Raw genomic sequence first — 19,298 nt, forward strand, 5'->3', positions numbered from 1 at the left:
TCGGTCGGTCAAGGGTCGCCGTAGGCGATCGCGTAGCGACGCGACGAAGGAGCGCCCTTGAGGGACCGGCCCGAACCGGAAGGACGATGGGACTGACGGGAAGCCCCCAACCCTCCCTGAGACCGTCCCAGGGCGTACCGCTCCCTCAGACCCCCTCCAGGAACCGTGCCACCGCCGCTGCGAAGGCCTCCGGCTCGGCGGTGTACACGAAGTGGTCGGTGTCGAGTTCCGCCAGGGCGGTGCCGGGGCGGCGTTCCGTCATGGCCCGGGCCTGGTCGGCCGGGATGACCCCCTTGGTGCCCCGCACGAGCAGGGCCGGGCAGGTGGAGGCCGTCCAGTCGGCCCAGTGGTCGCCGTGGACGTGGTGCTCGGAGTCGTACATCTCCCGGGGGCGGAAGGGCAGGCGCCAGCTGCCGTCGGCGTTCTCCCGGAGCCGGTCGGAGAAGTACGGTGCGGCCGGCCCGAGGGCCGCGACCAGTGCCTCGCGGGTCGGGGCCTCGTAGGGCAGCTGCAGCAGGAAGGCCAGCGGGTTCGGGCCGTCCAGTCCGAGCGCGGCCGGGCCCTCGGCGTTGACGAGGGCGCTCACGCGCTCGGGGTGGCGCGCCGCGAACTGGTAGGCGTTGACGGCTCCGAGGGAGTGGCCGAGCAGGACGACGCGCTCCAGTCCGAGGTGGTCCAGCAGGGCGCCGACGTCGGAGAGGTAGCCCTCCCGCGTGTAGTCGGCCGCACTGTCGGATTCGCCCTGGCCGCGCTGGTCGGGGGCGATCACCCGCCAGTCGGGGCCGAGGGCGCGGGCGAGGTCGGCGAACGTGGCGCCCTCGGACAGGTGCCCGTGCAGCGCGACCAGCGGGCGGCCGGTGCCGCCGAAGTCGAGGTACGACAACCGGCGGCCGTCGACGGTCAGTTCGGAGCGGGTGGCGGTGGTGGGGGTGGTGTCGTGCGCAGCCATGGTGGATCCCTTCGCGGTTCGTTCTCGCCTTGACGTGAAGAACCATAACCAGAATCCATACGCTCGTTCAATACGTCCGTCTAAAACAACCGTACAGATTTCTCGCCCTCCACCCCTCACCCCTCACCCCCTCCACCCCTCACCCCTCACCCCTCACCCCCCCACCCCTCACCCCACCGGCACCTCCAGATAAGAAGGCGTCGGCTCGGGCGAGGTGAACGCCAGCGTCGCGCGCGGCAGGTTGGCGTCCCCGTAAAAGGGGTCGCGCGCGGCCGCCACCAGCAGGAGGCGGTGCCCGCGCGGGACGTCGTACGCCGTGGCCTGGAGGTCGATGTCCGCGCTGATCAGGCTGTCCGGCGGGGACTGCAGGTCGCTGAACGGGGCGTGCGTGATCAGCCGGGCCGAGCCGTCCGGGGCCAGGTCCATGAGGTACGCGACGAAGGTGGAGCCGGAGTTCGCCGCGCGGTACGTCACCCGCAGGCGCGGGACGCCCCGTACGCGGAGGGTCTCCTCGGCGGGGTCCCCGGACCAGGCGGCGGTGACGGACGCGGCCGCGGCGGCGCCGATCTCGGCGCCCGGGTACGGCTTCGGGCGGCCCGCCATCTCCGCGTACCCGGACCGCACCACGGCGTCGGCCACGGCCGCCGGGGTGTCCACCCCGCACAGCACGCCCGCCGCCCAGCCGTGCTCGGGCTCCGCCGCCAGCCCCCCGACGCCGCCCGGCCCCCCGCCCCCCGTGAGGTACAGCCGGCGGACGCTCCCGCCCGGGGTGGGGAGGCCGGTGGAGGGTTCCAGGGCGCGGCTCCACATCACCTCGGAGCGCACCTCGTCCTCACCCTCCACCCCGTTGGCGGCGCCGCACAGGTGGTGGTCGAACCAGCGGTGCGCGTCCGTCCACACGGGGCTCGGCAGTCCCAGCAGTCCCGCGCTCTCGGGGCCGCCGTGGTCGCCGACGGACAGGTCGAGCCGTTTGGGGCCGGTGAGTTCGCCGAAGAACCCGAGGGTCTGGTTGGCGGGGAAGACCGTCTCGTGCCAGGCGTGCGAGAGGAAGACCGCCACCCGCCTGCGGTTGAACTCCTTGACGTGGCCGAACGGCGAGCGCTGCTGCGCCCACCGCAGGGCGCCCTCCGCACCCCGGTCGGCGAGGACGTCCTCCAGGGCCCGCTCCGTCTCCGGGCCCAGCCGGGCCCGGCCGGCCGATGCGAGGAGGGCCTGGACGGCGGCGGCGCGGCGGGTGGAGTTCTCGTACAGGACCTCGCCGAGGTCGCCCCATCCGCCGAGCGCCGCCACCGCGTCGACCCGGGGGTCGTGCGCGGCGGTGAGCAGGCCGATGCCGGCGCCGTACGAGACGCCGAGGAAGCCGATCCTGGTGACCGGGCCGGCGGCGCGCTCCAGGAGGTGGTCCAGGGCGCGTCTGCCGTCGGCGACGTCCAGTGGCCCGGCGAAGTCGGCCTGGCCGTCGGAGCGGCCGAACCCGCGGACGGTGTAGGCGAGTACGTCGTAGCCCCGCGCCGCGAGCGCGGCGGCCTGGACGGCGTACGAGGTCCAGCCCAGGCCCGTCCAGGGCGATGGCATCACGACCGCCGCCCGCGGCCCGGGGCCGGTGTGCCGCCAGAGCGCGGCGTCGAGCAGGTCCCCGCAGGTGCCGGTCACCTTGCCCCGGCTGAAGGCGGCCGCGGCCCGTGCGGCCCGCACCTCGGCGGCGCGCGCGGGCGGCAGGCCGGTGGGGTCGCCGCTCTCCAGGGCGGTGGCGAAGGCGGTGAGGGCGGTGGCGTCGAGTTCGGGGTAGAGGGAGTGGAACGCGGCTGGGGCAGCGGGATTCACGGCGGACCGTCCTCGTCGTCGGTGGCGTGGAGGGGCGCGTGGAGGGAGGGGGGTGCGCGGCCCGGTGCGGCGGCTGCGCGGGCGGTGAGCCCCCAGTATCGGCGCACGGCGGGTGCCGCCAGGGCGCATCGGCGGCGTACGGCCGGAACCGCACCTGACCGTTCCGGGTGCGTGGCGGCGGGTTCCCGCCGTTCCCCCCGGCCGGGCCTTGCCGGATGCCGGATCCGGATCAAGTGCCCTTCCATGGAGCGGAATTGGCGCGCATGGCGGGAACCGGACGCGGAACCGGAGCGGAACCGGACGCGGCCCGTAAAAATAATGCAAGCACGCTTGATTGTTTTATCGGAGGCTGCCAGGCTTCCCCCCACGCCGAGAGGGGAGCACGCCGTGCCCGATCCGTCCGTCGAAGACCGGTCCGTCGCGGCCGCGACCTCAACCGCCGCCGTCTTCACCGCACTCCGCGCCGACCTCCGCGAGGAGGGCCGGGAACTCGACTCGCTGGTGGGGGAGTTGCCGGATCCGGTCTGGGCGCGCCCGACGCCCGCGCCCGGGTGGAGCATCGCCCACCAGATCGCCCACCTGCACTGGACCGACCGGGCCGCGCTGCTCTCCCTCACCGATGCCGAGGGTTTCGCCCGGATGGTGGAGGAGGCGCTCAAGGCCCCCGAGTCCTTCGTCGACGAAGGTGCCGCGGAAGGCGCCGCGCTGGAGCCCGCCGAGCTGCTCGCCCGGTGGCGCGCGGGCCGAGCCGCGCTCGACGCGGCGCTCGCGGCGGCCTCGCCCGACGCCCGGTTCCCCTGGTACGGGCCCCCGATGAAGGCCGCGTCCATGGCGAGCGCCCGGCTCATGGAGACCTGGGCGCACGGCCAGGACGTGGCCGACGCGCTCGGCGTGCCGCGTACCCCCACCGCCCGGCTGCGGCACGTCGCGCGGATCGGGGTGCGGGCGCGCGACTACGCGTACGCGGTCCGGGGACTGCCCGCGCCGGAGGGGGAGTTCCGGGTGGAGCTGACGGCTCCGGACGGGGCCGGGGTGTGGGCGTACGGTCCGGCGGACGCACCGCAGCGGATTACCGGGCCGGCCCTGGACTTCTGCCTGCTGGTCACCCAGCGCGCCCACCGCGCCGACCTCGCCCTCACCGCGGCCGGAGCCGACGCCGACCGCTGGCTCGACATCGCCCAGGCCTTCGCCGGTCCGGCGGGCCAGGGCCGCAAGCCCGGGGCGAGCGGGTGGTGACCCGCCGGGCGCTGCGCATCGGCAACGCGTCCGGTTTCTACGGGGACCGGTCCGACGCCGTGCGCGAGATGCTGACGGGCGGCCCGCTGGACGTGCTGACCGGCGACTACCTCGCCGAGCTCACCATGCTCATCCTCGGCCGGGACCGTCTGAAGAACCCGGACCTCGGCTACGCCAAGACCTTCCTGAAACAGCTGGAGGAGGGCCTCGGGCTCGCGCACGACCGGGGCGTGCGGATCGTGGCGAACGCCGGCGGGCTGAACCCGGCCGGGCTGGCGGCGGCGGTGCGGGCGCTGGCGGCGAAGGTGGGGGTGCCCGTCTCCGTCGCGCACGTCGAGGGCGACGACCTGATGCCGTACGGGCAGGACGCGCTGACCGCCAACGCCTACCTGGGCGGCGCCGGGATCACCGCCTGCCTGCGGGCCGGCGCGGACGTGGTGGTGACCGGCCGGGTTACGGACGCGGCGCTGGTCAGCGGGCCGGCGGCCTGGTGGTTCGACTGGGGCCCGCAGGAGTACGACCGGCTGGCGGGGGCGGTGGTCGCGGGCCACGTCCTGGAGTGCGGTGCGCAGGCCACCGGCGGCAACTACTCCTTCTTCACCGGCCACGACGTCCGGCGGCCCGGCTTCCCGCTCGCGGAGGTCTCCGAGGACGGCTCGGCGGTGGTCACCAAGCACCCGGGCACCGGCGGCGCCGTCACCCCCGGCACGGTCACCGCCCAGCTCCTGTACGAGACCCAGGGCGCGCGGTACCTCGGCCCCGACGTCACCGCCCGCCTGGACACGGTCCGCCTGACCCCGGACGGCGACGACCGGGTCCGGATCAGCGGGGTCCGGGGGGAGCCCCCGCCCGCCACCCTGAAGGTGGGCGTCAGCCGCGTCGGCGGCTGGCGCAACGAGGTGGTGTTCGTCCTGACGGGCCTCGACGTCGAGGCCAAGGCCGCCCTGGTGCGGGCCCAGCTGGCGGGGGCGCTGGACGGGGTGGAGTCCGTCCGCTGGACCCTCGCCCGCACGGACCACGAGGACGCGGACACGGAGGAGGCGGCGAGCGCCCTGCTGCGGCTGGTGGTCCGTGATCCCTCCCCGGACCGGGTGGGCCGGGCCCTGACCTCGGCCGCGGTCGAGCAGGCCCTCGGCAGCTATCCCGGGTTCCACGTGACGGCCCCGCCCGGCCCGGCACAGCCCTACGGGGTGTTCGCCTCGGACCTGGTCCCGGCCGGCTCCGTCCCGCACGCGGCGGTGCTGGAGGACGGCACCCGCCTGCCGGTCCCGCCACCACCACCCCCGGCCGCCGTCCCGCCCGCCGTCCCGGATCCCGCCACACCGCCGCCCCCGGACCCTGCGCCCACGCCCACCGTGCGCGCCCCGCTGGGGGCGGTGGCCGGGGCCCGGAGCGGGGACAAGGGCGGCGACGCGAACGTCGGGGTGTGGGTGGAGGGCGAGGAGGCCTGGCGGTGGCTGCACCGCACCCTCACCGTGGAGGTCTTCCAGGAACTGCTGCCCGAGACGCGGGAGCTGGCCGTCGCCCGCCACGTGCTGCCGAACCTGCGCGCCCTGAACTTCACCGTCCCCGGCCTCCTCGGCGACGGCGTCGCCTCCGGCCACCGCTTCGACCCGCAGGCCAAGGCCCTCGGCGAATGGCTGCGCGCCCGCCGGCTCGACGTCCCGGCCCACCTCCTGCCCGACCCCCGGCCCCCGGGCCGGCTCCTCCCGGACAGCCCGCCACCCGCACCTGAGGGGACCCGATGACCCGCCTCGGAACCACCGTCGACCCGCTCTCCGCCGAGCACGCGAAGGCCCGTACCGCCGCCCTGGAGCGGCTCGCGGAGCTCGACGCCGAGCACGCCAAGGCCCTCGCCGGCGGCGGGGAGAAGTACACCGCCCGGCACCGCGACCGCGGCAAGCTGCTGCCCCGCGAGCGCGTCGAGCTGCTCCTCGACCCCGACACCCCGTTCCTGGAGCTGTCCCCGCTCGCCGCCTGGGGCAGCGACTACCCGGTCGGCGCCTCGATGGTCACCGGCATCGGCACCGTCGAGGGCGTCGAGTGCCTGATCACCGCCAACGACCCCACCGTCCGCGGCGGCGCCAGCAACCCCTGGACGCTGAAGAAGGCGCTGCGGGCCAACGAGATCGCCCTCCGCAACCGGCTCCCGTGCATCAGCCTCGTCGAGTCCGGCGGCGCCGACCTGCCCTCGCAGAAGGAGATCTTCATCCCCGGCGGGGCGGTCTTCCGCGACCTGACCCGGCTCTCCGCCGCCGGCATCCCGACCGTCGCCGTCGTCTTCGGCAACTCCACCGCCGGCGGCGCGTACATCCCCGGGATGTCCGACCACACCGTCATGATCAAGGACCGTTCCAAGGTCTTCCTGGGCGGCCCGCCCCTGGTCAAGATGGCCACCGGCGAGGAGAGCGACGACGAGTCCCTCGGCGGCGCCGACATGCACGCCCGCGTCTCCGGCCTCGCCGACCACTACGCCCTCGACGAGTACGACGCCATCCGCCAGGCCCGCCGCATCGTGGCCCGGCTCAACCACCGCAAGCCGCACGCCGAACCGCCCCGGGCCGAGGAGCCGCTGTACGACCCCGAGGAGCTCCTCGGGATCGTCCCGCCGGACCTGAAGACCCCCTTCGACCCGCGCGAGGTCATCGCCCGCATCGTCGACGCCTCCGACTTCGACGAGTTCAAGCCCCTCTACGGACCCAGCCTGGTCACCGGCTGGGCCACCCTGCACGGCTACCCCGTCGGCATCCTCGCCAACGCCCAGGGGGTCCTCTTCAGCGCCGAGTCGCAGAAGGCGGCCCAGTTCATCCAGCTCGCCAACCAGCGCGACATCCCCCTCCTCTTCCTCCACAACACCACCGGCTACATGGTGGGCAAGGAGTACGAGCAGGGCGGCATCGTCAAACACGGCTCGATGATGATCAACGCGGTGTCCAACTCCCGGGTCCCGCACCTGTCCGTGCTCATCGGCGCCAGCTACGGAGCCGGCCACTACGGCATGTGCGGACGCGCCTACGAGCCCCGGTTCCTCTTCGCCTGGCCCAGCGCCAAGTCCGCCGTCATGGGCCCCCAGCAGCTCGCCGGGGTCCTCTCCATCGTCTCCCGCCAGTCCGCCGCCGCCCGCGGCCTGCCGTACGACGAGGAACAGGACGCCGGGATGCGGGCCTTCGTGGAGGCCCAGATCGAGTCCGAGTCCCTGCCCATGTTCCTCTCCGGCCGGCTGTACGACGACGGCGTCATCGACCCGCGCGACACCCGCACCGTCCTCGGCCTGTGCCTGTCGGCCGTCCACAACGCCCCCGTCGAGGGCGCCCGCGGCGGCTTCGGCGTCTTCCGGATGTGAGCCCCAGATGACCGCACCGATCACCTCCCTCCTCGTCGCCAACCGGGGCGAGATCGCCGTCCGGATCTTCCGCACGGCCCGCGACCTGGGCCTGTCCACGGTCGCCGTCCACTCCGACCCCGACGCCGACGCCCTCCACGTCCGCCACGCCGACGTGGCCGTCCGCCTGCCCGGGGCCGCCCCCGCCGACACCTACCTGCGCGGCGACCTGCTGATCGAGGCCGCCCGCGCGGCCGGCGCGGACGCCGTGCACCCCGGGTACGGCTTCCTCTCCGAGAACGCCGGCTTCGCCCGCCAGGTCCTGGCCGCGGGCCTGGCCTGGATCGGCCCGCCGCCCGAGGCCATCGAGGCCATGGCCTCCAAGACCCGGGCCAAGGACCTCGTACGCTCCGCCGGGGTCCCCCTCCTCGACCCCGTCGACCCGGCCACCGCCACCACCGCCGACCTGCCCCTCCTCCTCAAGGCCGCGGCGGGCGGCGGCGGACGCGGGATGCGCGTCGTACGGGACCTCGACTCCCTCAAGGAGTCCCTGGAGGCGGCCCGCGCCGAGGCCCTCTCCGCCTTCGGGGACGACGAGGTCTTCGCCGAGCCGTACGTGGAGCGCGGCCGGCACGTCGAGGTGCAGGTCCTCGCCGACGCGCACGGCACGGTCTGGGCGCTCGGCACCCGCGACTGCTCCCTCCAGCGCCGCCACCAGAAGGTCATCGAGGAGGCCCCGGCCCCCGGCCTGCCCGAGCCCCTGCGCCAGAGCCTCCACGCCGCCGCCGTGGCCGCCGCCCGCGCGGTCTCCTACCGGGGCGCGGGCACCGTCGAGTTCCTCGTCGGAGCCGACGGCCGCCCCTACTTCCTGGAGATGAACACCCGCCTCCAGGTGGAACACCCCGTCACCGAGGCGGTCTTCGGCCTCGACCTGGTGGCCCTCCAGCTGCGCATCGCAGAGGGAGAACCCCTGCCCCCCACCCCGCCCGAGCCCTCCGGCCACGCCGTCGAGGCCCGTCTCTACGCCGAGGACCCGGCCCACGACTGGCGCCCGCAGACCGGGGTGCTGCACACCCTCGACCTCCCCGGCCACGTCCGCGTCGACACCGGATTCACCGCCGGGGACACGGTCGGCATCCACTACGACCCCATGCTCGCCAAGGTCGTCGCCCACGCCCCGACCCGCGCCGAGGCGGTCCGGATCCTCGCCGACGCCCTGTCCCGGGCCCGGATCCACGGGCTGACCACCAACCGCGACCTCCTCGTACGCTCCCTGCGCCACCCGGAGTTCACCGCCGCCCGGCTCGACACCGGCTTCTACGAACGCCACCTCGACACCCTCGTCGAAGCCGCCCCGGACCCCGCGCTCGCCTGCCTGGCCGCCGCGCTCGCCGAAGCGGCCCCGGCCCCCGGCGCCCCCCTCGCCGCCCGCCTCGGCGGCTGGCGCAACCTCCCCTCCCGGCCCAGGACCCGCCGCTACACCGTGGACGGCGCGGAGTACGAGGCCCAGTACGCCCCGCCGGCCGACCCGGACGTCCGCGTCCTGGCCGCCGGCCCCGAGGCCGTCACCCTCGAAGTCGCCGGTGTCCGGCGGATGTTCCACGTGAAACACAAATCGAACACGGTCTACGTGGACTCCGTGCTCGGCTCCCACGCCCTCGTGCCCGTACCCCGGTTCCCCGATCCCCAGGACCGCACCGCACCGGGCTCCCTGCTCGCCCCCATGCCCGGCACCGTCGTCCGCGTCGCCGAGGGCCTCGCCCCCGGCAGCACCGTCACCGCCGGGCAGCCCCTGCTGTGGCTGGAGGCCATGAAGATGGAGCACCGCATCCTCGCCCCCGCCTCCGGCACGCTCACCGCGCTCCACGCCGTCACCGGCCACCAGGTCGAGTTCGGCGCCCTGCTCGCCGTCGTCCAGGAGGACCAGCAGTGATCGAGACCGAAGAGCACCAGGCCCTGCGCGCCGCCGTCGCCGCCCTCGGGCGGCGCTACGGCCGCGACTACCTCGCCCGCGTCGCCCGCGAGGGCGGCCACCCCGACGAGCTGTGGGCGGACGCCGCCAAGCTCGGCTACCTCGGCGTCAACCTCCCCGAGGAGTACGGCGGCGGGGGCGGCGGCATCGCCGAACTCTCCCTCGTCCTCGAAGAACTGGGCGCCGCGGGCTGCCCCCTCCTCATGATGGTGGTCTCACCGGCCATCTGCGGCACGGTCATCGCCCGCTTCGGCACCGACGCCCAGAAGAGCACCTGGCTCCCCGGCCTCGCCGACGGCAGCCGCACCATGGCCTTCGGCATCACCGAACCCGACGCCGGCTCCAACTCCCACCGCATCACCAGCACCGCCCGGCGCGACGGCGACGACTGGATCCTCACCGGCCGCAAGGTCTTCATCTCCGGCGTGGACATCGCCGACGCCACCCTCGTCGTCGGCCGCACGGAGGACGCCCGCACGGGCCGGCTCAAGCCCTGCCTGTTCATCGTCCCCCGCGACGCCCCGGGCTTCTCCCGCTCGGTCATCGACATGGAACTCCAGGCGGCGGAGAAGCAGTTCGAACTCCTCCTGGACGAGGTCCGCCTGCCCTCCTCCGCCCTGGTCGGCGACGAGGACGCCGGCCTCCTCCAGCTCTTCGCGGGCCTCAACCCGGAGCGCATCATGACGGCGGCCTTCGCCATCGGCATGGGCCGGTACGCCCTGTCCAAGGCGGTGGACTACGCGAAGACCCGCCAGGTCTGGAAGGACCCGATCGGCGCCCACCAGGCCATCGCCCACCCCCTGGCGACGGCGCACATCGAGCTGGAACTCGCCCGCCTGATGATGCAGAAGGCGGCCGCGCTGTACGACGCGGGGGACGACATGGGGGCCGGTGAGGCGGCGAACATGGCGAAGTACGCGGCGGGGGAGGCGTGCGTCCGGGCGGTGGACCAGGCCGTCCACACCCTGGGGGGCAACGGGCTCACCCGCGAGTACGGGCTCGCCTCCCTGATCACCGCGGCGCGGGTGTCCCGCATCGCCCCGGTGAGCCGGGAGATGATCCTCAACTTCGTCTCCCACCAGACCCTGGGTCTCCCCAAGTCGTACTGATTCCTTCTGAACGCGCCGCAGCCTCCGGCCGTCGGACCGGGGGCGGGGCCGGTTCGGGTGGCGGGGGTGGGTGGGCCGTCTGCGGGTGCGTTGCCGCTGCGCGGGGCTGGGTCCCCTACCCGCCCTTCCACCGTTCCCAGGGGCTCCGCCCCTGACCCGATACGGCGCTACCGCGCCCGCGCCTCAAGCGCCGGCGGGGCTGAAGTTGCCGGCGGGGCTGAAGTTGCCGACAGGGCCGGAGTTGTTGGCAGGGCCGGAGTCGTTGGCGGGGCCAGAGTCGTTGGCGGGGCCGGACTTGTCAGCCGACCGGTCGGGGGTGGGGACGGGGTGGGGTGTCGTCCGGGACTAAAACGAGATGACTTCGGCGCGCGGTACCCCGTACGCATGCAATCCGGAACAGGCGCCGAACATCGAAGCCCGTCCCGGACGGCACCCCACCCCGTCCCCACCCCCGGCCCTCGCAGCACGCCCCCGACACCCCGCCCGTCAGGGCGGCCCCGCCCGGGCCCCGCAGCCGTGCGTACCGTCCCGCCCACCGGGACCCCGCCCACCGGGACCCCGCCCATCGGGACCCCGCCCACCAGGGCAATCCCCCGCCCCGCAGCCACACCGCCCGGCCAGGGCAAGGGCGTAACCTGCCCCCGAGGGGGGCCGGCCGGGTCCGCCCGCTGACCCCTCCGGAGGAGAAGACATGCCCCCACTCGTGCACGCCGCCCCGGCGGCGACCGGCATCACCACCCTCACCCTCGACTCCCCGGCCAACCGCAACGCGCTCTCCGCGCAGCTCGTCGCCGAGCTCCGCGCGGCCCTCGCCGACGCGGCCGCCGACCCCGCCACCCGGGCGGTGCTGCTCACCCACACCGGCAACACCTTCTGCGCCGGCGCCGACTTGAAGTCCCCCTGCGACCCCGACGACTTCCTCGCCCTGCTCCGCGAGGTCACCGCGCTGCCCAAGCCCGTCGTCGCCCGTGTCACCGGCCACGTCCGGGCCGGCGGCCTCGGCCTGCTCGGCGCCTGCGACATCGCCGCCGCCGGGCCGCAGTCCACGTACGCCTTCACCGAGACCCACCTCGGCCTCGCCCCCGCCGTGATCTCCATGACCGTGCTCCCGCGCCTCGACCCGCGCGCCGCCTCCCGCTACCTCCTCACCGCGGAGGCCTTCGACGCCCCCGAGGCCGCCCGCATAGGGCTGCTGACGCTCCACGCGGCGGACGACGTCGACACCGCCCTGGCCCCCGTCCTCGACGGCCTGCGCAAGGCGTCCCCGCAGGCCCTCGCCGAGACGAAGGCCATGGTCGCCGCCGGCGTACGGGAGGCCCTGGACCGCGACGGCGCCCGCCTGACGGAGCTGTCGGCGCGGCTGTTCGCCTCCGCCGAGGCCCGCGAGGGCATCACCGCCCGCTTCGAGCGCCGGGACCCGTCATGGGTACGGTGACCGGCGCCGTCCCCAAGCAGGCCCGCAGCCGCGTCACCCGGCGCCACCTGCTGGAGTCGGCCGTGTCCTGCCTCGCCGAACACGGCTGGGCGGGCTCCACCGTCGCCGTCGTCGCCGAACGCGCCGGCGTCTCGCGCGGTGCGGCCCAGCACCACTTCCCGACCCGCGAGGCCCTCTTCACCGCCGCGGTCGAGTACGTCTCCGAGGAACGCTCCACCGCCCTGCGGGAGCTCTTCCAGACCACCCCGGCCCCGCGCCCGCGCGCCGCGGTCGTCGAGGCCCTGGTCGACCTGTACACCGGTGCCCTGTTCCGCGCCGCCCTCCAGCTGTGGGTGGCCGCGTCCAACGAGGAGCAGCTGCGGCCCCAGGTCGTCGAGCTGGAGGCCCGGGTCGGCCGCGAGACCCACCGGATCGCCGTCGAGCTGCTGGGCGCGGACGAGTCGCGGCCCGGCGTGCGGGAGACCGTGCAGGGCCTGCTCGACATGGCCCGCGGGCTGGGGCTGGCCAACGTCCTGACCGACGACAGGGCCCGCCGGGACCGCGTCGTCGCCCAGTGGTCGCAGGTGATCGACGCCGCCCTGGGGTGAACCGCCGGGAACGTGCGAGGGCGCCGCACCCCCTACGGGATGCGGCGCCCTCGCAGGACGGGGAGGCCTCAGGCGGTGGCGGTGATGTCCGCGTAGCCCCCGATGTCACGGGGGTCCCGGCGGCCCGGGCCCACGTACCGCGCCGACGGCCGCACCAGGCGGCCCGTGCGCTTCTGCTCCAGGATGTGCGCCGACCAGCCGGCGGTGCGGGCGCAGCTGAACATGGACGTGAACATGTGCGCCGGGACCTCCGCGAAGTCCAGCATGATCGCGGCCCAGAACTCCACGTTGGTGGCGAGCACCCGGTCGGGGCGGCGGGCGTGCAGCTCCTCCAGGGCGGCCTTCTCCAGGGCGGCGGCGACCTCGTAGCGCGGGGCGTCGAGTTCCTTGGCGGTGCGCCGCAGGACGCGGGCGCGGGGGTCCTCGGCGCGGTAGACGCGGTGGCCGAAGCCCATCAGCCGCTCGCCCTTGTCGAGGGCCTTCTTCACGTAGGCCACGGCGTCGCCGGTGCGCTCGATCTCCTCGATCATGCCGAGGACGCGCGAGGGCGCGCCGCCGTGCAGCGGGCCGGACATCGCGCCGACGGCGCCCGACAGGGCGGCCGCGACGTCGGCGCCGGTGGAGGCGATGACGCGGGCCGTGAAGGTGGAGGCGTTCATGCCGTGCTCGGCGGCGGAGGTCCAGTAGGCGTCGACGGCCTTGACGTGCTTGGGGTCGGGCTCGCCCCGCCAGCGGATCATGAAGCGTTCGACGACGGACTCGGCCTTGTCGATCTCGCGCTGCGGGACCATCGGCAGGCCCTGGCCGCGGGCGGACTGGGCGACGTACGACAGCGCCATGACGGCGGCCCGGGCGAGGTCGTCGCGGGCGGTCTGCTCGTCGATGTCCAGCAGCGGTTTCAGACCCCACACGGGAGCGAGCATGGCCAGCGCGGACTGCACGTCGACGCGGATGTCGCCGGAGTGCACCGGGATGGGGAAGGGCTCGGCGGCGGGCAGGCCGGGGTTGAACGCACCGTCGACCAGCAGGCCCCAGACGTTCCCGAAGGAGACGTGGCCGACCAGGTCTTCGATGTCCACCCCCCGGTAGCGGAGCGATCCGCCTTCCTTGTCAGGCTCGGCGATCTCCGTCTCGAACGCGACGACCCCTTCGAGTCCGGGTACGAAATCGGACATCAGGCGGCTCCTCAGGTAGTGCGAACACGCGCGGCTCCCGGCGTGATTCGCGGTCCGGCGCGGTCATCCCCGTTGATGCCCGGCACGGTCGAAGGTCATCCGTGCGGGGACCCTCGGACCGGCCCCAAGATTTTGTCCGTTCCGGTGGGCCTGCGGAAGCGTGACATACGGCACACCGGTACCCGGTGCGCTGCGGCAGGATGGCGGTGTGACCGATCAGGACATTGACCCCGCCGTCATGCGCAAGCAGTACCGCTCCGAGATCGTCGAGGAGGCGGGCCTCGCCGACGACCCGATGGCGCAGTTCGCCCTGTGGTTCCAGCAGGCGGCCGACTCGCACCTCTTCGAGCCCAACGCGATGGTCGTCTCGACCGCCACCGCCGGGGGACGTCCCAGCTCGCGCACGGTGCTGCTGAAGCAGTTCGACTCGCGGGGCTTCGTCTTCTTCACCAACTACGGCTCCCGGAAGGTGCGGGAGATCGACGAGAACCCGTACGTCTCGCTGCTGTTCCCCTGGCACCCGATCGCCCGGCAGGTGATCGTGACGGGCCGGGCGGAGCGGATCGGCCGGGACGAGACGGCCGCCTATTTCCGGTCGCGCCCGCACGGTTCGCAGTTGGGCGCGTGGGCGAGCGCCCAGTCGACGGTGATCGGTTCGCGAGCGGAGCTGGACCGGCGCTATGCCGAGCTGGAGGCGCGGTATCCGGAGGGGGAGCAGGTGCCGGTGCCGCCGGAGTGGGGCGGGCTGCGGGTGCTGCCCGACGCGCTGGAGTTCTGGCAGGGGCACGAGAACCGGCTGCACGACCGGCTGCGGTACGTCCTGGACGGGGGCGAGTGGCGCCTGGAGCGGCTCTGCCCGTAGCGGTGGCGCCGGTGGCGGCTCCCGGCTTCCGGCGGAGTCTGAACGCAGGCGACCCGCGGTCTCGGGTTCCTCTCCTGCAGTGAGAGGAGCCGGCCGGACGTGCCGGCGAGACCGCGGGTCGGGTGACTGCTGGGATTGGCGCCGGGCGGTTCCGCCGGGCACCGCACTGGGTGCGTTGCTGACGACGGGCCCTTAGCCCGCAGCCACCTCACGCGTCCGGTTTCCGTACATTTCGGGAACCACCTCCCTTCTCGTGTACGGCAGAGCCTAGATCGGCGTCCCGGAGCCCTCAAGCGATTTAATGCGCGGGTTTCCGGGCGGACATTCCGGGAGGTATCCGGGAGGATTCCGGGAAGCGCGTGTGGCCTGGGTCACGTTCCAGTTCAATGATCTGACGTGCCGCACACGCGAACACCTGCAGGGGGTGCCGGGTGAGTGCTTCCGGACGCGGTGAGACCGCCGACGATCTGCTCGCAGCGCTGCTCGACGGCATGGACGCCGCGCTGTGCGCGTTCGACTCCGACGGGGTGATCACCCACTGGAACCGCGAGGCCGAGCGGATCCTCGGCTGGAGCGCCGCCGAGGCGGTGGGGCGGCGCGGTTTCGCGGGCTGGGCGGTGCGCGCCGCCGACGCGGACGACGTGCAGGACCGGCTGATGTCCGCGCAGGACGCGCCGGGCCGGCAGGTGCACGAGTTCGCCCTGCTGACCAAGGACGGCGGGCGGATCCTCGTACGGACCCAGTCCGCCGGGGTGCCCGGCGCCGGCGGGAAGCCGGCCGGGGTCTACTGCGCCTTCAGCGAGGTCCACGCCCAGATCGACCTGGAGCGGTCCATCGCCCTGAGCGAGGCGCTGATGGACGACGCCTCCTGGGGGGTCGTCCTCGTCGACGTGGACCTGCGCCCGGCGGTGGTCAACGCGCACGCCGCCCGCGCCTTCGGGGCGGGGCGCAGCGCGCTGCTCGGGCGGCCGCTCGGGGATCTGCTGGAGCAGGGCGTCGAGGAGCTGGAGGGCGCGCTCCAGCACGTGCTGGCCGAGGGGGCGCCGCCGTCGCCGCTGGAGCTGTGGGTGTCGGTGCGGACCCCGGAGGGGGTGCGGCGGCGCTGCTGGCGGTGCGGGTTCCTGCGGCTGGGGTCGCCGCTCGCGGAGGAGCCGGTGCCGCTGGGGGTGGGCTGGCTGTTCCAGGACGTCACCGAGGGCCGGCAGGCCGAGCTGGACACCGGGCAGCTGCGGTTCCGGGCCAACCAGCTGTACCGGGCGGGGCGGGCCGCCGCCGAGTGCGAGGACCCGGCGGAGGCGGCCGCCGTCCGGCTGGACTTCGCTCTGGCCGGCTTCGCGGAGCACGCGCTGCTCGACGTACTGGAACCCGGGCCGGGCGGGCGCCTGGTCCGCTCGGGGGCGTCCCCGTCGGGGCTGGCCCTGCTGCTGCCGGGGCCGGGTGCGATCCCGGTGCGCTACGAGCCCGCGCACCCGGCGCTCCAGGCGCTGGAGCGGATCGGCCCGGTGCGGGCCAGCGCCCCGGCCGGGGAGGCGGCCGACGGGTGGGCCCGGGCCCGCCGGTGGCCCCCGGGCGCCACGCACGCCCTGTGCGCGGTCCTCCGCAGCCGCGGCCGCACCCTGGGCGCCCTGACCTTCCTCCGCGGCCCCTCCCGTCCCGCGTTCGAGCGGGCGGACGCCCTGTACGCGGAGGAGGTCGCGGCCCGCGTGGCGGCCGACCTGGACCTGGCCCGCCACCCGCTCTGACCGGCCGGGCCGGGCCGGGCCGGTGCGGCCGGTGCGGGGCGGTGCGGCCCGCGGCCCCTAGTGCCGGAAGAAGATCCGGTCCCCGTACTCCTGCATGACCCGGCCGTTCCACTCGTGCCCGCCGTCGACGTTCCCCGACCGCAGCAGCGGCGGCTCCACCCCGCGGGACACCAGCTCCCCGGCGGCGGCGGCCATCACGGCCTGCATGATGGCGCTGGTCACCACCGTCGACGCGGGGGCGAACGGCGCGTCGATGCCGTCCACCGACAGCTCGGCGTCGCCGACCGCGATCTTGCTGTCGAGCACGATGTCGCAGTGGTCCTTCAGGAAGCTGCCCGAGACGTGCCGCGACTTCGTCCCCGTCGCATAGGCCAGGGACGTCACGCCGATGACCTTCAGGCCGATCGCGCGCGCGTTCATCGCCATCTCCACGGGCAGCGAATTGCGCCCGGACAGCGAGATGATCACCAGGACGTCCCCCGCCGAGGCGGGGCTGCTGTCCAGGACCGCCCCGGCGAGCCCGTCGACCCGTTCCAGCGCGCTGCCGAGCGTCGCCGGCATCACGTCGACGCCGGCCGTGCCCGGGACGGCGAGGAAGTTCATCAGCGCGAGCCCGCCGGCCCGGTAGACCACGTCCTGCGCGGGCAGCGAGGAGTGTCCGGCGCCGAAGGCGAAGAGCCGGTTCCCCGAGGCGACGGCCTCGGCGATGACGGTCCCGGCCTCGGTGATCCGTGAGCCCTCCTCGTCGCGGACCCGCTCCAGCAGGCCGATGGCGGCGTCGAAGAACTGCCCGGCCAGCTTGCTCTCGCTCATACGCCGTGGGCCCTTCCAGGGTGTGGGGTGCGCGGTGGCTGCGTCGTCGATGTCCGCCGACACCGTGCGGTCTGGACCAAGGGCGTGTCAATACGGCCGTCAATCCGGACGTGGACGCGCTCCCGCCGGATGTCCCGTACATGCCTTGACGCTCGGGGCGGGACGGTTGTCGGCCCGATGCGTCAGAATTGGGGACAGGGCCAGCGCACGCAATCCGAGGGGCACGAATGTCCGGACTGATCGACACCACGGAGATGTACCTCCGCACCATCCTGGAACTCGAAGAAGAAGGTGTGGTCCCCATGCGCGCCCGGATCGCCGAGCGGCTGGACCAGAGCGGCCCGACGGTGAGCCAGACCGTGGCACGCATGGAGCGGGACGGGCTGGTCGCGGTGGCCAGCGACCGGCACCTGGAGCTGACGGACGAGGGCCGCAAGCTCGCGACCCGCGTGATGCGCAAGCACCGCCTCGCGGAGTGCCTGCTCGTCGACGTCATCGGCCTGGAGTGGGAGCAGGTGCACGCCGAGGCCTGCCGCTGGGAGCACGTGATGAGCGAGGCGGTGGAGCGGCGGGTGCTGGAGCTGCTGCGCCACCCCACCGAGTCGCCGTACGGGAACCCGATCCCGGGCCTGGAGGAGCTGGGGGAGAAGGCCGAGGCGGACCCGTTCCTGGAGGACGGCATGCTCAGCCTGTCGGACCTGGAGCCGGGCACCGAGGGCAAGACGGTGGTGGTCCGCCGGATCGGGGAGCCGATCCAGACCGACGCCCAGCTGATGTACACGCTGCGCCGGGCGGGCGTGCAGCCCGGTTCCGTCGTGAGCGTGACGGAGTCCCCGGGCGGGGTGCTGGTCGGCAGCGGCGGCGAGGCCGCGGAGCTGGATCCGGAGATCGCCTCGCACGTGTTCGTCGCCAAGCGCTGAACCCGTCAGGCCGACGCCCGAGGGTGTTGACGGCCGGAGGCCATGTGTCTCCGGCCGGCCGGAAGCAAGGCGGTCCCGGCGCCTTTCGACGCCGGGACCGATCCTCCCCTTGCTGACCTGGAGCCCCGAGCTCTCAAGGTCATCCCCTTCGGACCGTCTTCCCCGAGCGGCCCGCCTCCCTGTTGAAAGGATCTCCATCGGCAGCGGCGGCCAATCCTTGAGCAAGGTCACTCGAAAGAGCGGTGTTGTCGGCGAGACGCCCGTTTTCGAATGCGGGTTCGATAGTCTGGCCGGGAGCTAAGGGGGTGCATCTCCGGTGGTACAGCGCATCGATGTCACAGGTGCCGACGGCGTACGCCTGGCCGCCTGGGAGTTCCGGGACCCGCCCGCGGAGCCACGGAAACCGGCGGTCCTGTTACTCCACGGCCTGATGGGCCGCGCCCTCCACTGGGCCGGCACCGCGCGCTGGCTGGGCGAGCACCGCCGCGTCATCGCCCTCGACCAGCGCGGGCACGGCCACAGCGGCCACCCCGCGCCCGGCCCCGACCGGCCCGCGCGCCTGGGCCGCGAGGCCTTCGTCGCCGACGCCGAGGCCGTCATCGAGCAGCTCGGGCTCGGCCCCGTGATCCTCATCGGCCACTCCATGGGCGCCCTCACCGGCTGGCAGCTCGCCGCCCGCCGCCCCGATCTGGTCCAGGCCCTGGTCATCTGCGACATGCGGGCCTCCGCCCTCGGCGAGGCCTCGCAGCAGGAGTGGCAGGAGTGGTTCCGCCGCTGGCCGGTCCCCTTCCCCACGCAGGACGCCGCCCGCCGCTGGTTCGGCGAGGACGACCCCCGCGTGGAGCGCCCCGACCCCGGCCGGGGCGCCTTCTTCGCCGAGGTGATGCACCAGGCGCCGGACGGCTGGCGCCCGCTCTTCTCCCGCAGCCAGATGCTGACCGTCCGCGAGACCTGGGTGCACGACGCGCACTGGGAGGAACTGGCCCAGGTCCGTTGCCCCACCCTCGTCGTGCGCGCCCTGGACGGCGAGCTGGGCCGCGCCGAAGCCCAGGAGATGGTCCGCGTCCTCCCCGCCGGCCAGTACGCCGAGGTCCCGGACGCCGGGCACTACGTCCACTACGACCAGCCGGCCGCGCTGCGCACCGCCCTGGAACCCTTCCTGGAAGGGGCCGCCGTGTCGTAGCGGCCGGCCGGGGTCACTCCCCGGCGGCCGGTCTCGGCAGCGGAAGAGGGGGGGGGGGGGCCCCCCCCCCCCCCCCCCCCGGGCGGGGGGGGGGGGGGCCGCCCCCGCCCCCCCCCGGGGGGTTTACGGGGGGGTGGGGGGGGCCCCCCGGGGGGGCCCGCGGGTGCCC

Annotated in this window: 15 protein-coding genes; 11 read left to right on the forward strand and 4 right to left on the reverse strand. The window is 74.5% G+C overall.

Features of this window, described 5'->3' with window-relative positions; all coding sequences use genetic code 11:
- Positions 1–145 precede the first annotated feature (145 nt).
- A complete protein-coding gene (locus ACIPW5_RS23730; protein ID WP_401248275.1) occupies positions 146–949 on the reverse strand; it encodes an alpha/beta fold hydrolase in 804 nt (267 codons plus the stop codon).
- A 168-nt stretch (positions 950–1,117) separates the two neighbouring features.
- A complete protein-coding gene (locus ACIPW5_RS23735) occupies positions 1,118–2,773 on the reverse strand; it encodes an alpha/beta fold hydrolase (protein WP_401248278.1) in 1,656 nt (551 codons plus the stop codon).
- A 387-nt stretch (positions 2,774–3,160) separates the two neighbouring features.
- On the opposite strand from ACIPW5_RS23735, the gene ACIPW5_RS23740 reads away from it, so the two are divergent.
- The 7 genes from ACIPW5_RS23740 to ACIPW5_RS23770 all read left to right on the forward strand — a co-directional run bounded on the left by ACIPW5_RS23740 (position 3,161) and on the right by ACIPW5_RS23770 (position 12,434).
- Complete coding sequence (locus tag ACIPW5_RS23740; protein WP_401248280.1) at positions 3,161–4,009, forward strand: TIGR03084 family metal-binding protein; 849 nt, start codon at positions 3,161–3,163, stop codon at positions 4,007–4,009.
- Between the two features lie 68 nt (positions 4,010–4,077).
- Positions 4,078–5,757: an acyclic terpene utilization AtuA family protein gene (locus tag ACIPW5_RS23745; RefSeq protein ID WP_401248619.1), complete on the forward strand. Its 1,680-nt coding sequence runs from the start codon at positions 4,078–4,080 to the stop codon at positions 5,755–5,757.
- Complete coding sequence (locus tag ACIPW5_RS23750; RefSeq protein ID WP_401248283.1) at positions 5,754–7,352, forward strand: acyl-CoA carboxylase subunit beta; 1,599 nt, start codon at positions 5,754–5,756, stop codon at positions 7,350–7,352. Before ACIPW5_RS23745 ends, ACIPW5_RS23750 begins: the two co-directional genes overlap by 4 nt.
- 7 nt (positions 7,353–7,359) lie before the next feature.
- Positions 7,360–9,264, forward strand: coding sequence for a biotin carboxylase N-terminal domain-containing protein (locus ACIPW5_RS23755; protein WP_401248286.1), 1,905 nt, complete (start codon positions 7,360–7,362; stop codon positions 9,262–9,264).
- On the forward strand, positions 9,261–10,412 hold the full coding sequence (locus tag ACIPW5_RS23760; protein ID WP_401248288.1) for an acyl-CoA dehydrogenase family protein: 1,152 nt from the start codon (positions 9,261–9,263) through the stop codon (positions 10,410–10,412). Before ACIPW5_RS23755 ends, ACIPW5_RS23760 begins: the two co-directional genes overlap by 4 nt.
- A gap of 691 nt (positions 10,413–11,103) precedes the next feature.
- Positions 11,104–11,847: an enoyl-CoA hydratase family protein gene (locus tag ACIPW5_RS23765; protein ID WP_401248291.1), complete on the forward strand. Its 744-nt coding sequence runs from the start codon at positions 11,104–11,106 to the stop codon at positions 11,845–11,847.
- Entirely contained in the window at positions 11,835–12,434 is a 600-nt protein-coding gene (locus ACIPW5_RS23770; RefSeq protein WP_401248294.1) for a TetR/AcrR family transcriptional regulator, read from the forward strand. Before ACIPW5_RS23765 ends, ACIPW5_RS23770 begins: the two co-directional genes overlap by 13 nt.
- 68 nt (positions 12,435–12,502) lie before the next feature.
- Here ACIPW5_RS23770 and ACIPW5_RS23775 read toward each other — a convergent pair whose 3' ends face one another.
- Positions 12,503–13,609, reverse strand: coding sequence for a citrate synthase 2 (locus ACIPW5_RS23775; RefSeq protein ID WP_401248297.1), 1,107 nt, complete (start codon positions 13,607–13,609; stop codon positions 12,503–12,505).
- A 238-nt stretch (positions 13,610–13,847) separates the two neighbouring features.
- Here ACIPW5_RS23775 and pdxH point away from each other — a divergent pair, with 238 nt between their 5' ends.
- Entirely contained in the window at positions 13,848–14,471 is a 624-nt protein-coding gene (pdxH, locus tag ACIPW5_RS23780; protein WP_401248621.1) for a pyridoxamine 5'-phosphate oxidase, read from the forward strand.
- A 431-nt stretch (positions 14,472–14,902) separates the two neighbouring features.
- A complete protein-coding gene (locus ACIPW5_RS23785; RefSeq protein ID WP_401248300.1) occupies positions 14,903–16,213 on the forward strand; it encodes a PAS domain-containing protein in 1,311 nt (436 codons plus the stop codon).
- 57 nt (positions 16,214–16,270) lie between these two features.
- On the opposite strand, the gene ACIPW5_RS23790 is transcribed toward ACIPW5_RS23785, so the two are convergent.
- Positions 16,271–17,026 carry an SIS domain-containing protein gene (locus ACIPW5_RS23790; RefSeq protein ID WP_401248303.1) on the reverse strand — a complete coding sequence of 252 codons (756 nt, stop codon included), beginning with the start codon at positions 17,024–17,026 and terminating at the stop codon, positions 16,271–16,273.
- 227 nt (positions 17,027–17,253) lie between these two features.
- On the opposite strand from ACIPW5_RS23790, the gene ACIPW5_RS23795 reads away from it, so the two are divergent.
- Positions 17,254–17,946, forward strand: coding sequence for a metal-dependent transcriptional regulator (locus tag ACIPW5_RS23795; RefSeq protein ID WP_401248306.1), 693 nt, complete (start codon positions 17,254–17,256; stop codon positions 17,944–17,946).
- Positions 17,947–18,262: 316 nt separating this feature from the next.
- Complete coding sequence (locus ACIPW5_RS23800) at positions 18,263–19,129, forward strand: alpha/beta fold hydrolase (protein ID WP_401248309.1); 867 nt, start codon at positions 18,263–18,265, stop codon at positions 19,127–19,129.
- Positions 19,130–19,298 lie beyond the last annotated feature (169 nt).

It is taken from the genome of Streptomyces sp. NPDC090077 (genome assembly GCF_044747545.1).
GTDB lineage: Bacteria > Actinomycetota > Actinomycetes > Streptomycetales > Streptomycetaceae > Streptomyces.